Source organism: Methanococcoides sp. DA23, from assembly GCF_057593895.1.
The window spans coordinates 2,007,773-2,020,910 of record NZ_CM172520.1 but is presented as its reverse complement, the minus strand read 5'-3'; the positions used below and the strand labels follow the sequence as shown (position 1 = coordinate 2,020,910).

Below are 13,138 nucleotides of genomic sequence, written 5' to 3'. Positions count from 1 at the left end.
ATCTATACAGCTCCTACAATTATTTATGTTGTTCTCATCCCTGGATGCTCAGGTAATACATATCCTGAACTCGTATGCTATTTTTGACCCTATCGTGGTCCTTTTGTCAGTGGCAGGGGATGGTATATTGTGGCTATTTGTAGCTGTGTTCCTGTTCATGGCGATCTCAAAGGAGAAAGCTCTTTATTATTGCTTGATGATGCTGTTCATGGCAGGGGTGGTCACATTGGTAAAATCACAGTTAATGGTGCCTCGTCCGGAAGATTTTCGGTTTGTTATAGAGGTCTCGGGCTATTCAATGCCAAGTGCACATTCGACCGCTGCCTTTGCAACAGCGATGTTCTTGCATCCTGTGGCAAAGAAATATGGTCTTCTTATCTGGTCAGTTGCGATCGCAATGGCCTTAAGCCGCCTGTTTGCAGGCGTTCATTACCTTTCTGACGTGATGGCTGGAGCTATGCTTGGTATAATGATAGGCTATTTGTGGTTACGGATCGAGGCCTATTTCCAAAAAAAGAGTATGTGAATTAATTGATGCGGCTCTCTTATATTCCAGATATGATATGTTAGCGAGAGCACTTTTCGCCAAGTATCTTTATAGGATATCTTTCTGTAAGGCATCCGAGGCAAAGTTCGTCCCTGTGAATACCTATTGACTTGATAAGTCCGTCTATGCTGAGGTATCCCAGTGAATCTGCTGTGATGGCATTCTTCACATCGACAAGAGGCTTTTGTGCTGCAATGAGCTCTTCCCTTGAAGCCATATCGATGCCCATGTAGCACGGTGCGATAATGGCAGGGCTTCCTATCCTTGCATGTACCTCTTTTGCACCTGCGCTGCGTACCATCTCGATTATGCGTCTTGATGTTGTACCGCGAACTATACTGTCATCGAGGATGACGACCTTTTTATCCCTGAGATTCTCAGCTATTGTGTTCATCTTAAGACGAACTGCTGTTTCTCTCATTTCCTGTCCCGGGAGGATGAAAGTACGTCCTATGTAACGGTTCTTCATCAATCCTTCCTGATAATTGATGCCTGATTCTTCAGAATAGCCTATTGCAGAGGTGATCCCGGAGTCTGGTACGGGGGATACAATATCCGCTTCGACCGGGTGTTCCTTTGAAAGTTCTCTGCCTATCTGCTCGCGAACCTTGTAAACAAGCTGACCATCGATGATTGAATCCGGTCTCGCAAAGTAGATGTACTCGAAAACACAGTGAGCACAGTTCTTTTCAGTTAACATCTGATGGCCTTCAAAACCATTTTCCGTTATCTCAACGACCTCTCCGGCTTTGACATCCCTTGTCAGTTTACCGTTGAGTGTGTCGATGGCAACGCTTTCCGATGCAACTACATATCCGCCATCGATCTCTCCTACGCATAGTGGTTTGAATCCCAGGGGGTCCCTCACAGCGAAAAGTCGATCATCGATCATAATGGCGAGTGAATATGAACCTTTGAGCATTGACATAACTTCCTTGATGGATTCAAGGGGGTCGTGTATCAGCAATGCTTTGACAAGAAGGTGAGCTATGACCTCTGTGTCAGAACTAGTTATAAAAATGCGTCCTTCGGATTCCAGTTCATCCCGAAGTTCTTCTGCGTTCACAAGATTTCCGTTATGCGCAATTGCAAGATTTCCATTCTTGTAATTTACCATTAAAGGCTGACAGTTGACTATGTTGGAATCTCCGGTGGTCGAATACCGGACATGTCCGACACCGAGACTACCGTCGAGTTTCAACAGTTCATCCTTGGAATATACTTCCGGAACAAGACCCATGCCCTTGATGGAATTGAGTTTATCTCCGTTCTTTACAGTAATTCCTGTGGATTCCTGTCCCCTATGCTGCAAAGCATAGAGTGCATAATATATTTGGAGTGAAGCGGGTTTTGCCTTCGCATCAGCCGTGTGCATCAATACGCCGACAACACCACATTCTTCTTTCATTTGTGCTCCAAATGAGTAAATTCAATTAGAATTTGCACTTTCTTTGCCACTGGTAGCTTCGCATGCGTGATGTTTTTCCGAATCCGCATGACGTGCACTGTTTTGTATGGATGTTGAGTGAAACGCTTCCACAGCGTCTGCATTTTGCGTGTGTGCGTTTCTGCCTCTTACCCATTGATGGAGTACCTTTTGACATCTTTTAATCACCCTTTTGTATTGTATAATATGTATTTTGCAGCATATCTCTACTGCTGGTAAATTGTAATAATTATAACGTTGGATTTCTCCTGACGCATCTATTGTTCATATAGGTTACGGAGACACGTAGACTACGTTATCTCCTCTGATAACAACTCCACCTATCTTGCGAACGATCTCTCCGTCCTTTAATTCTTCTGCTTCGTCCAGAACAAGGTTCATGTGGACATCATATCCCTGAAGTACGCCTCTAAATTCTCTTGCGCCCTTCAATCTTACAATCACTGATGTGTTCAATGAATCATTCAATATATCCAGAGGTCTGTTTCCCATATCTATTGCCCCAATTGTGGTAATGAAATTATAATTTATAGTTCCTTATGTTGTATTTGAACTTGATAAGCGTTTAGTTCTTAACTTGAAGCTCCAATGTTGTAAATACAATATATAAACCTATCGAAATGCGCAATATCATTTCAAACCTATTATAGTTTAGGTCATATATCATTCCTCCTCATTGAAGTGCTAATTGCCTTCTAAATAACCACTTGTTTTTTATCCAAAAAGTTCAATCCTAGACCTTATGATAAGAGAAGGCTTAAAAATGAATGGGATGGATGCCATTCCCGTTGTATTGACCATCGCCGGTTCAGACTCCGGTGGCGGTGCAGGTATTGAAGCTGATATCAAGACCCTTTCTTCCCTGTATGTGCACGGAGCATGTGCTATTACCTCAGTGACCTCACAGAACACCACAGGCGTTCAGAGTGCTTATGAGCTACCTCCAGCCGTGGTATCCGCTCAGGTGGATGCCGTATGTACTGATATGGACGTCAGGTGGGCAAAGACCGGTATGCTTTCATCTGCCGATATTGTCAGGGTAGTTGCAGATAGTGTGAAAAAGTATGACCTTAAAGTTGTCGTAGATCCTGTAATGGCCGCAGAGGCAGGCGGAGATCTTCTCGAGCAGGATGCTATATCCATCCTTAAAGATGAACTCTTGCCCGTAAGCTATGCTGTAACTCCCAACATAGGTGAGGCAGAGGTCCTTTCAGGCATGTCCATCACTACCCGTGAAGAGGCCATGGATGCTGCAAAAGCTATAGCCTCCCTTGGCTTGAAGGCAGTCATCATCACTGGCGGTCATTCCGATGGAGTGGACCTTGTCTACGATTCAGTGACCGATGATTTCACTGAGGTTCCTGGCAAGTTGATCGAAGGCGGGACCCATGGTTCAGGCTGCACTTATTCCTCAGCGCTGACCGCCTATCTTGCAAGGGGCTATTCTCTGCAGGATGCCGCAATTGGTGCCAAGGAGTTCGTTGAATATGGTATCCTTTTGAGCAAGAACATAGGCAAAGGCGTGGCTCCTGTGAACCAGATGGGATATCTCCATACAATGGCAGCAAAAGAGAACGTGTTGAGGAACACCATGGAGGCTGTCAGTATGCTGGAAAATGATGCTAATTTTGCCAGTCTTGTTGCAGAGGTCGGTTGTAATATCGCCATGGCAATACCTCATGCCAGGGAAGTGAAGGATGTGGCTGCAGTGAACGGAAGGATCGTGAAGCTTCAGGGCAAACCCAAGGTGGTAGGATGTGTCAGCATGGGTGCAAGCAGTCATGTGGCACGTATCGTACTGGCGACGATGGAGTTCGATCCCACTATGCGTGCAGCAGTGAATATCTACTATTCTAAGAACATGCTTGCCATCTGTGAGGACATGGGGCTTACCATATCATCTTTCAGCCGTCAGGAGGAACCTGTGGACACGCACACAATGGATTGGGGTGTGACCTATGCCATCGACTCGTATGGTCGTGTACCTGCCATCATCTATGATGAAGGGGGTATGGGTAAAGAACCAATGGTACGCGTACTGGGAAGGGATGCAGTGGAAGTGGCAGGTATTGCTCTGGAGATCGCAGAACGTCTTACAAAAGAGCAGGCATAATTTAAGATCAAGCCTGCTATCATAATTTTTTCTTCTCTTTTTATCTGACCGCCAGTACTTCCACCGGTGAGTTCCTGATGACTTTATCAGCGACACTACCAAGTTTGAACGTGCCGTCTGCGGTCATTCCAAGCGTGCCGATAACTACCATGTCCACATTCTCCTTCTTGGCCGTGCTCAATATCGTAGCTGCCGGATGCCCTTCCTCTATCATTGTCTTCACATCTATGTTGAGGGACTTCCCCATGTCCTTTACATAGGCGGTGATCCTCTCTCCCTTCTCCATAAGATGTTTGTGCCTTTCAGTTCTCCATTTCTCATCTGCGATACGGGCAAATTCCCTCCACTGCTCACTTGTCATGTGTTCGGTGGCAGCGACTTCCATTGAAGCGAGATAGTCACTGTGTGCTGCTTCAGGAGTTATCCCCACAGAATCCATCTCCATGACGTACAGCGCAAGAACACTGGCTCCGCATGATGATGCGATCTTCAATCCCGACATCACGGCCTTCTCTGCATTTACAGACCCGTCGGTAGCTATCAAAATAGTTCTATATTCTTTACAATTCGTAAAAATACCCCCGCGAATAGTTATAGAAAACTATCGCGGGGCAGAAAATAACTGTTTTGGTCAGCGAACTATCACTACGACAGTTCCATTGACATCAAGGACATCAACAGCCCTTCCTTCAGAGATGACCTCTTTCTCAATGGCCACACTTTCCGGTTCAAGCTCGATATCCTCACCATCCACATTGATGTTGATGTTCCCTTTTGAGATGATATCTGCAACTTCCACAGGGTCCATGGACGTCAGGGTCTTGATTATGGCTCCTGCCTGTTTCCTGAACTTCGGGCCTATGATAGCCATGTTCGGCTTAACGTTCACAGGCACATGCTCAAAGTCCGGTTCACCGCTAATTACCTCAACGGTCGAGTTCGTGACACCTGTCAGGTCTGAAGCATCTCCAAGGGATGCATATACCTCGATCTTTTCAAGGGGTGCGTTGAGTGCCATGCCGGATTCGGATTTGTATCTTCTGATACTGCCTGCAAGGTCCTTGATAAGCTCTCCGTCCTTCTCGATAGCCTCATCGATGAGCATCTCATCAACAGCTGGCCATTCCTGAACGTGTATGCTTCCCTCTCCTATCCTTGAGTACATCTCCTCTGCAAAGAACGGAGCAAATGGTGCAAGCATGCGGGAGAGTCCATCAATGGCAACATACAGTGTGTACTGTGCTGCCCTGCGTGCTTCCTTGTCCTCACCATACAGCCTGGTCTTCACAAGCTCTATATAGTTATCTGCAAGGGTCTCCCATGCGAATCCCCTTATGGATTTGTATGCCTCGTCGAACTGGTATGCATCAAGACTTGCGGTGACCGAACTGATGAGCCTGTTAAGATTGCTCAAAAGCCATCTGTCTATGACATTGAGTTTCTCCGGTTTGACTGATGTGATCTCTGCAAGCTCGTCTTCGATATGTGACATGGAGAACCTGTAGATACTCCACATCTTAGTAAAGAACCGGGATGCTGATACCACATCTTTCCATCTGAACATCACGTCGGAGCCTGTGGAGCCACCTACTGCTGCCCACTGCCTGAATGCATCTGCACTATGGTCCTTGATGACCTCTTCAGGTGAGATGACATTACCGAGGGATTTGCTCATCTTGTGGCCGTCCTCTCCGAGAACCATTCCGTTGACGAGTATTGACTCCCAGGGCTTCTCGCCAGTAAGTGCCATTGAACGGAGGATGCTGTAGAAAGACCAAGTACGAATGATGTCGTGTCCCTGTGGACGCAACTGTGTTGGGTTCCTCATCTCCTTGTCGCTGAGCCATCCTGCAACGTGCAATGCAGTTATGGACGAATCCATCCATGTATCAAGGACATCCTCTTCCGGTTCGAAATCCTCACTGCCACAATTACATGCCACAGGTGGCTGCTGCTGTGTAGGGTCGATAGGGAGCCATTCCTCTTCAGCGACCATGACCTCGCCACACTTCTTACAATACCAGACAGGTATTGGAGTTGCGAAGATCCTCTGACGTGAGATACACCAGTCCCATTCCATGGTGTTGGTCCAGTTCTGAAGTCTTACCTTCATGTATTCAGGCAGCCATTCGATCTCGTCTGCCGTCCTAAGTATCTCATCATTGTCGATCTTCACGAACCACTGCCTCTCGGACAGGATCTCAATAGGTGTTTTGCATCTCCAGCACATTCCGACATTCTGCTCGAGCGTATTCTGCTCGTAGAGATATCCTTCGCTCTTGAGGTCTTCGATAATAGCTGCTTTACATTCAGGTATTGTCATTCCTGCATACTTTCCGGCTATGTCGGTGATGATGCCGCTCTTGTCAATGCCCTTCCTTAGCGGAAGGTTGTGCTCTAACCACCATCTGACATCCTGTTTATCACCAAAGGTACAGATCATGACCGCACCTGTTCCGAATGTTGGGTCAACGTCCTTGTCAGCAATGACCTCTACATCATGACCGAACAGTGGCACTTTCATTGTCTGTCCGATGTATTGCTTATAACGCTCATCTTCCGGATTGATGGCAATGGCAACACATGCCGCAAGCAGTTCCGGTCTTGTTGTGGCTATCTCCAGCTTGTCGAAGTGCAGGAAGTTAAGTTTCGTATCCCTTGAATCGTATTCGACCTCTGCAAAAGCAATAGCTGTTTCACATCTTGGACACCAGTTCACAGGGTGCTCTGACTGGTACACACGGTCCATGTCCTTCATCTTGACAAAGGATGTCTGTGTCTTGACATAGTACTCAGGTTCCATTGTGACGAACTCATTGCTCCAGTCGGTTGAGAAACCAAGGCGGTGCATTGTCTTTCTCATCTTGTCGATGTTGCCTACGGTAAGTTCTTCACACATTTGTCTGAATTCTGTGCGAGGCACCTGATTCTTTGTAATGCCGTGGGTTTCCTCTACCTTTACTTCTGTAGGGAGGCCGTGGCAGTCCCAGCCCTGCGGGAACATAACATTAAAGCCCTGCATCCTCTTGTATCGGGCAACAAAATCAATATAGCACCAGTTAAGGGAGTTCCCTATGTGGAAATTTCCAGTAGGGTATGGGGGTGGGGTATCAATGATATACTGGGGACGACTTTCGTCTTTCCAGTCGAAATGATACATTGACATATTCCAGTCGTTTTGCCATTTTTCTTCTATTTCGTGAGAATCGTATTCTTTAGGAATTGTCATTAAAACACTCCAATTATTATTGAAAAGTATCTATGTATTTTGATAGATTGAGAGGTTTTAGAATATTTAAAATATCTGGTTGGAACTCAAATATTGCACATTATCATTGCTTGTTCCAAAAAAGTTGAAAAGATAATTATTTTTGTTCAGCCAGTTCCGGTTCCCAGCCAAATCTTTTCATGACCATCTTGATGCGGGCGTTGATCTCCCTCTTGTCAAATGGTTTGGAGATATAATCATCGATCCCAAGTTCCATTCCCTTGAGTTTGTCCTCTATCTCGGTCTTTGCAGATACCATTATGACTGCAATATCCCTTGCATACGGGTCTTCTTTCAACCTTTCCACAACCTCATATCCGTCCATGTCCGGCATCATGATGTCCAATAGTATAAGGTCTGGAAGCTCCTCAATGGATTTCTTGACAGCATCCTCTCCATTGTATGCCACAATGAAATCGTAAGGTTCAGTTGCAAGTGAAAGCCTGATAAGTTCCGGGATGTCCGGCTCATCATCCACTACAAGTATCTTGAGCCTTTCTTTATCTATCTTCTTCTGGGTATATTCGAGATCGATCTTCCCGTCAACGATGGTGTAATGAACATCAAGGCTCTTCATTCCAATATCGGTGTGGAAGTTCCCTTTCTCCGTAATGTCTATTATAATATCGAAGAACGAACGCATGAGTCCTTCTGTCTCTGGCGGAAGTATGCCTTTGCCAAGCATTGAAATAATGCTTCCCTGGCTATCACGGACTTTTCTCTCGAGGAACTTGATAAAGTTCTCAACTACCTGTAGGTTATCCTTTGACAGTACTGTAAGGTCATCAAGGACCATTATAGAGCCTGGTTTATTATCAAATATCCTTGATGCGTGTGACCCGATCTTTATGTAATCGGTTGCAGAACCGCAATAGAAGGTATTCGGGTCGTTCTTGCCTGGTCCTTCGATGTCAATGAACCACATTCTCTCGAGTTGATCACTGATATTGAACCCGTACTCTTCGAACTTTTCGAGCACATGTTTCCTTGAGGTCTTCAGGCATAACCACACAATGTTCTTTTCAGGATTGCATTTCAGCGCAGAATATGTGTAGAAATAGATCATTCTCTCGCTAAACACATTCAAAGGTGCCAGCATCAGTGTGTTCTTCGATGCCAGTTCTTCACAAAGTGTTTCTATGATCTTAGTTGTTTCTTCTGCAGACATCTTACCCTCATCCAATTACTTAGGTCATTATTGTTTTTTTGTAATATTAATCTTTTCAAAAAAACCTATCTTTTCAGATGTGAATATACACTTTCAGATGACAACACATATTCTATTGTGTCAATATGGCATTTGTGAATGATATATTTGCGGCACATGGTTCAAAGAGTAAAGAATGCATTTGCATTAAAACTGTATTAAAGTAAAAAAGATGCCTTCAGGTCAGGAACACTGACCTGTGGGCGTTTGGGTTCAAGTGCCAAAAAGGCACCTCTGTATCTTATCATTATCCTTAACTGAGCTGTTCTTTCAAAAGCTCGACACTGCGTGACAATGCATTGTCCATGCCTGAAGGATCAGTTCCTCCGCCGCGTGCCATGTTAGGACGGCCTCCGCCGCCACCGCCGACCATCGTTGACATCTCCTTGACGATAGCACCAACATTTGCACCCTTTTTCACAGCATCCTCTCCGGCAGCTGCAACGATCTTCACGCCATCCATCTCACTAATAAGGATCGCAACAACATCATTTTCCTGCGTAAGCTCTCCTGCTGTCTTCGTAAGGCCTTCGCTGTCAGCATGAGGAATTACCTTTGTTATGATGCGAATTCCGTTCACATCTTCAGCATCATTGACAAGCTGGCTGACCCTTGAGTGTGCAAGTTCTTCCTTGAGCTTGTTGTTCTCTTTCTTAAGTTCCTTCCATTCCTCGAAGAATCTCTCGATCGTCGAAGGAAGCTGTTCTGCTGATACTCGCAACGTTTCAGATGAATTGCGTACAAGGGATTCAAGGTCCTGCATGGCAACAATTGCTGCTTCTCCAGCTGCGTATTCCAGACGTTCGACACCATCCTGTATGCGCTCTGTCTTCAGTATCTTTATCGGTCCTACCAGGCCGGTGTTGGTGCAGTGCGTACCTGCACATGCCTCTATATCGTTTCCGACCTGAAGCACGCGTATCATCTTTCCTGGGGGCACTCCTCCCTGATACAGGCGGAACCCGTATTTCTGCTCGGCCTCTGTCCTGTCCATCCAGTCGCTTATGACCCGCTTGTTCTTCATGACCGTGCGGTTTGCAATAAGTTCTATCTGGTTGGCCTCTTCCTGGGTGATCCGTTTGTAGTGTGAAATGTCAAGACGTGCACGGTCTGCGAACTTCTGTGCACCTGTCTGCCAGATATGGCTGCCGAGAACTTCTCTTGCAGCATCATTGATTATATGGGTCGCAGTGTGATGTCTTGCATGTGCCATACGGCGCTTTTCATTGACTCTGCCGACAACCATATCGCCTTTTCGTATGTGCAGCTCGTCCTCTATCTCCTTTATGGTGTGTACGACTACGCCATCATACATCTGGGTGTCAATAACTTTCAGTACAACATCTTCGACCGTAAGGCTTCCGTGGTCTGCTGGCTGTCCTCCGCCTTCAGGATACATGAGTGTGTTGTCAAGGACGATGTGGTTGTCGAACACATCAAGGACCACTGCATCGAAATCCATCCTGTTGGGTTCATCATAGAACAGTCTCTTTGTCTTGGGCAACCTTGAGAGCCTGTCTGCGAAAGGAACTACTTTCTCTTCCTTTTCCTCGGACTGGCTGTGTTTGTCTGCAACAAGGGAATAGAAATTGTCTGGCAGGTCTACCTCGACACCTGCATCAGATGCCACTGCTTTTGAGATCTCTGGTGGTATGCCGTGACTATCATACATGTCGATGATGGTTTCCAGTGGCATTTTCTCGCCGCTCTCTTTGTAATGTCTGGCGGATTTCTCCATCATTCTTCTTCCACGTTCGAGAGTTTCCGCAAACTTACGTTCCTCATGTTCCAGGATATCCTTGATCACATCGAACCTCTCCTGGAATTCCGGATATTCTGGCAGGTTGTTGATGTGCATCTGTATTATCTCGGAAATAGGGATCTTTATACCGAGGTCCTTCATCATCCTGAGGGTTCTGCGTATGACAAGTCTTGCCAGATATCCGGCTTTCACATTAGATGGTATGATACCGTCACCGATCATGAAAGTCAGACATCTTGTATGGTCAGTTATGGCATAGACACTCTCCACAGGCTCCATGATGGAGCTGAGCTTGTCCGCAGTGATGCCAATGCTTGCAGCGACCTGTTTTCTCAATTCCAACAGGTTTGCCTTCTCACTTACGTCCATAAGTCCTGCAAGGCGTGCATTCTGTGAGAGGATGAGTGAATATTCATTGTCCTCCAGTTTGTGTTCGATACCTGCAAGTCCCATCAGTTCGTTCACAATACTGGGGAAAATGGCATCATAAATGGTAGGTGAACCCTTTGATGCCCAGACCAACCTTTCCAGTCCGTATCCGGTGTCCACGATGTAATTGTCCATCTTGGAATACATGTCACCTTTGATGTCGATGTCTCCGTTCTTATCCTTCTTGAGGTTCATGAAAACAAGGGTTGCAACCTCAAGTCCTCCAATGAGAACTTCAACACATGCTCCTGCATTTCCTCCGCCTGCCCATGGCTCCTCCTTATATGTGACTGCCATTGGGTCTGCACCAAGGGCATTAAGAAGTCCGTCACAAAGCTCAAGGGTATGCTCTTTCCAGTATATTTCCTCGTTCTTCGTATTGAAGGCATGGTGTGCCATCATCTCGAAAGTGGTGAGGTGTCTTCCACTTCTTCCCACCGCATCAAGGTCTGAAAGCCTTATGCATGGCTGGGAGATCGTTAGTGGGTTTGCTGGCGGTGGGACTTGGCCTGATGTGACGAATGGCTGGAAATCAGCAATTGACGCAATTGTCAGGTAGATATCATCTCTCCATCTGGCAATGACCGGGTATCTTTCTATTCGTGTGTGGTCCTGCTCTTCAAAAAAGTTCAGGTAAAATTCCCTCATATCTGGGAGTTCGTACTCCTTTTTAAATACGGGATTCCCAATAAATGAATAAGGATCGCATGGTGCATCTCCGCATGTAGGCCTTTCCATGTCTCGTGTCCAAAAGAAGCTACCACACTTTTGGCACTGTTTTCTAACAAAACCGTTATTAGAGAAAAAATCGATTTGATATTCATCTTCAAGCATAATGATTCCATCTGTAGTTGTTATTCTATGATCATAATGTATAAATTAAATAACTGGTAAAACGTGTTCTATCCGTATCCTTCAATGGTTTAAATACATTTCTCATTTTAGCGGTTCGTCTTCAAAACTTTATATTTGTACATTTCTTATCAATGGCGCATGATCGCGATGTTCATTATTTCTTCCCGTTTCCATGTCCACATGTGTTCACGAAACTCTGCAATATGCCTCACTCGGTAGACATACCTATTATATGCATGTTCGTAAGCTTTGTTAATTTAGTATGAGGATGTGTTCATGATGCAAGCAGTAAAATACATGTCATTGGTTTTCAGAGGCGTAGTAGAAGAATACAACAATACTGGTGTTCGTCCATCTGTCTTTATGGATGCTGCCGGTGATCTTCAGGTCTATATCTGTGACCCTATCATTGATGATCCTGAGGTACCTGGAGGTATCAATGAAAATGAGCTGGAGATAAATGGCGGGCAGTTCGTTGGCTCCCTTGACAATCCTTTCAATACAAATTACAATAGGATCAGACCAGAAATGAATCTGCCACGCTAAGCATCTAATATGTATTTGCTTGCAGCAATTCTTTTCCTGTTCCTTTTAAATTCATACTCCTTCTCTTTTCTATTCTTGTTCCATTAACTATAATACTCCAAAGAACAAAGAATGTATGATGTCAAAACGAATCCTTCTTACCAATGATGATGGTGTGTATGCTGCCGGTATCAGAGCAGCTTATCGTAGTGTTTCCGACCTCGGTGATGTTACCGTTTCAGCACCAGCTCAGCAGCAAAGTGGTGTGGGTCGTTCCATATCAATATTCGAACCCCTGCGCATAACCCGTACGAACATTGACGGTATTGAAGTACATGCGATAGGTGGTACTCCTACTGATTCTGTTATTCTGGGCATCTTTACGATCATGAAAGGATTGCCCGACCTGATCCTTTCTGGCTTCAATATAGGTGAGAACATCAGCACAGATACCATTACTACCTCGGGGACAATCGGAGCTGCACTGGAAGGTGCAAGTTATGGTGTCCCTGCCATTGCCGCATCCTTGCAGGTGACCGAAGAGGGATTGAAGTTCGATGACCTCCGGGACTTCCAGCATGACTTCGATGTTGGTGTCAAATTCGTGAACAATGTTGCAAAAAAGGTCCTTAAAAATGGTCTGCCTGAGAATGTAGATCTTTTGAACATCAACATACCTCATTTTGTAGAAGAGGACTCTGAGGTTGAAATAACAAGGCTTGCTCGCAAGTTCTTCAAGACTGATGTGGAGGAACGCCATGATCCTAGGGGAAGGCCATATTACTGGATAGCAGGCGATCTCATCCACACGGCCGAAGAGGGCACTGATGTGCATGCCATAGAAAAAGGTCACATCTCAGTGACCCCTATATCACTGGATGCAACATCTCCCATCAACTTTTCAGAAATTGAACCTCTGGTATGATCTCATGTTCAGATGTTCGATATATACGTCTGAATACTCAATTCAACAGAGATGCCCTCT

11 protein-coding genes are annotated in these 13,138 nt (G+C 45.4%); 4 read left to right on the top strand and 7 right to left on the bottom strand.

The window, feature by feature from the left end; translation table 11 throughout:
• Window positions 1–25: 25 nt before the first annotated feature.
• On the top strand, window positions 26–526 hold the full coding sequence (locus AC20MK_RS10005) for a phosphatase PAP2 family protein (RefSeq protein WP_487355666.1): 501 nt from the start codon (window positions 26–28) through the stop codon (window positions 524–526).
• A gap of 40 nt (window positions 527–566) precedes the next feature.
• Here AC20MK_RS10005 and purF read toward each other — a convergent pair whose 3' ends face one another.
• The 3 genes from purF to AC20MK_RS09990 form a co-directional block, all read right to left on the bottom strand.
• Window positions 567–1,955, bottom strand: a complete 1,389-nt coding sequence (purF, locus tag AC20MK_RS10000; protein ID WP_487355665.1) for an amidophosphoribosyltransferase — start codon at window positions 1,953–1,955, stop codon at window positions 567–569.
• Between the two features lie 25 nt (window positions 1,956–1,980).
• Window positions 1,981–2,151 (bottom strand): 50S ribosomal protein L37e, encoded by a 171-nt coding sequence (locus AC20MK_RS09995; protein WP_172363997.1) that lies wholly within the window; start codon window positions 2,149–2,151, stop codon window positions 1,981–1,983.
• 116 nt (window positions 2,152–2,267) lie between these two features.
• Window positions 2,268–2,486 carry an LSm family protein gene (locus AC20MK_RS09990; RefSeq protein ID WP_250867132.1) on the bottom strand — a complete coding sequence of 73 codons (219 nt, stop codon included), beginning with the start codon at window positions 2,484–2,486 and terminating at the stop codon, window positions 2,268–2,270.
• A gap of 271 nt (window positions 2,487–2,757) precedes the next feature.
• On the opposite strand from AC20MK_RS09990, the gene thiD reads away from it, so the two are divergent.
• Window positions 2,758–4,107 carry a bifunctional hydroxymethylpyrimidine kinase/phosphomethylpyrimidine kinase gene (gene thiD / locus AC20MK_RS09985; RefSeq protein WP_487355664.1) on the top strand — a complete coding sequence of 450 codons (1,350 nt, stop codon included), beginning with the start codon at window positions 2,758–2,760 and terminating at the stop codon, window positions 4,105–4,107.
• Window positions 4,108–4,147: 40 nt separating this feature from the next.
• Here thiD and AC20MK_RS09980 read toward each other — a convergent pair whose 3' ends face one another.
• The 4 genes from AC20MK_RS09980 to alaS all read right to left on the bottom strand — a co-directional run bounded on the left by AC20MK_RS09980 (window position 4,148) and on the right by alaS (window position 11,607).
• Window positions 4,148–4,651 (bottom strand): universal stress protein, encoded by a 504-nt coding sequence (locus tag AC20MK_RS09980; RefSeq protein ID WP_487355663.1) that lies wholly within the window; start codon window positions 4,649–4,651, stop codon window positions 4,148–4,150.
• 87 nt (window positions 4,652–4,738) lie between these two features.
• Window positions 4,739–7,336: a valine--tRNA ligase gene (locus AC20MK_RS09975; protein ID WP_487355662.1), complete on the bottom strand. Its 2,598-nt coding sequence runs from the start codon at window positions 7,334–7,336 to the stop codon at window positions 4,739–4,741.
• A gap of 136 nt (window positions 7,337–7,472) precedes the next feature.
• The gene (locus tag AC20MK_RS09970) at window positions 7,473–8,543 is read right to left on the bottom strand and encodes a response regulator transcription factor (RefSeq protein WP_487355661.1); all 1,071 of its coding nucleotides are present in this window, start codon (window positions 8,541–8,543) and stop codon (window positions 7,473–7,475) included.
• 292 nt (window positions 8,544–8,835) lie between these two features.
• Window positions 8,836–11,607 (bottom strand): alanine--tRNA ligase, encoded by a 2,772-nt coding sequence (gene alaS / locus AC20MK_RS09965; RefSeq protein WP_487355660.1) that lies wholly within the window; start codon window positions 11,605–11,607, stop codon window positions 8,836–8,838.
• Between the two features lie 297 nt (window positions 11,608–11,904).
• On the opposite strand from alaS, the gene AC20MK_RS09960 reads away from it, so the two are divergent.
• Entirely contained in the window at window positions 11,905–12,174 is a 270-nt protein-coding gene (locus AC20MK_RS09960) for a hypothetical protein (protein ID WP_487355659.1), read from the top strand.
• 115 nt (window positions 12,175–12,289) lie between these two features.
• Window positions 12,290–13,078: a 5'/3'-nucleotidase SurE gene (gene surE / locus AC20MK_RS09955; RefSeq protein WP_487355658.1), complete on the top strand. Its 789-nt coding sequence runs from the start codon at window positions 12,290–12,292 to the stop codon at window positions 13,076–13,078.
• Window positions 13,079–13,138 lie beyond the last annotated feature (60 nt).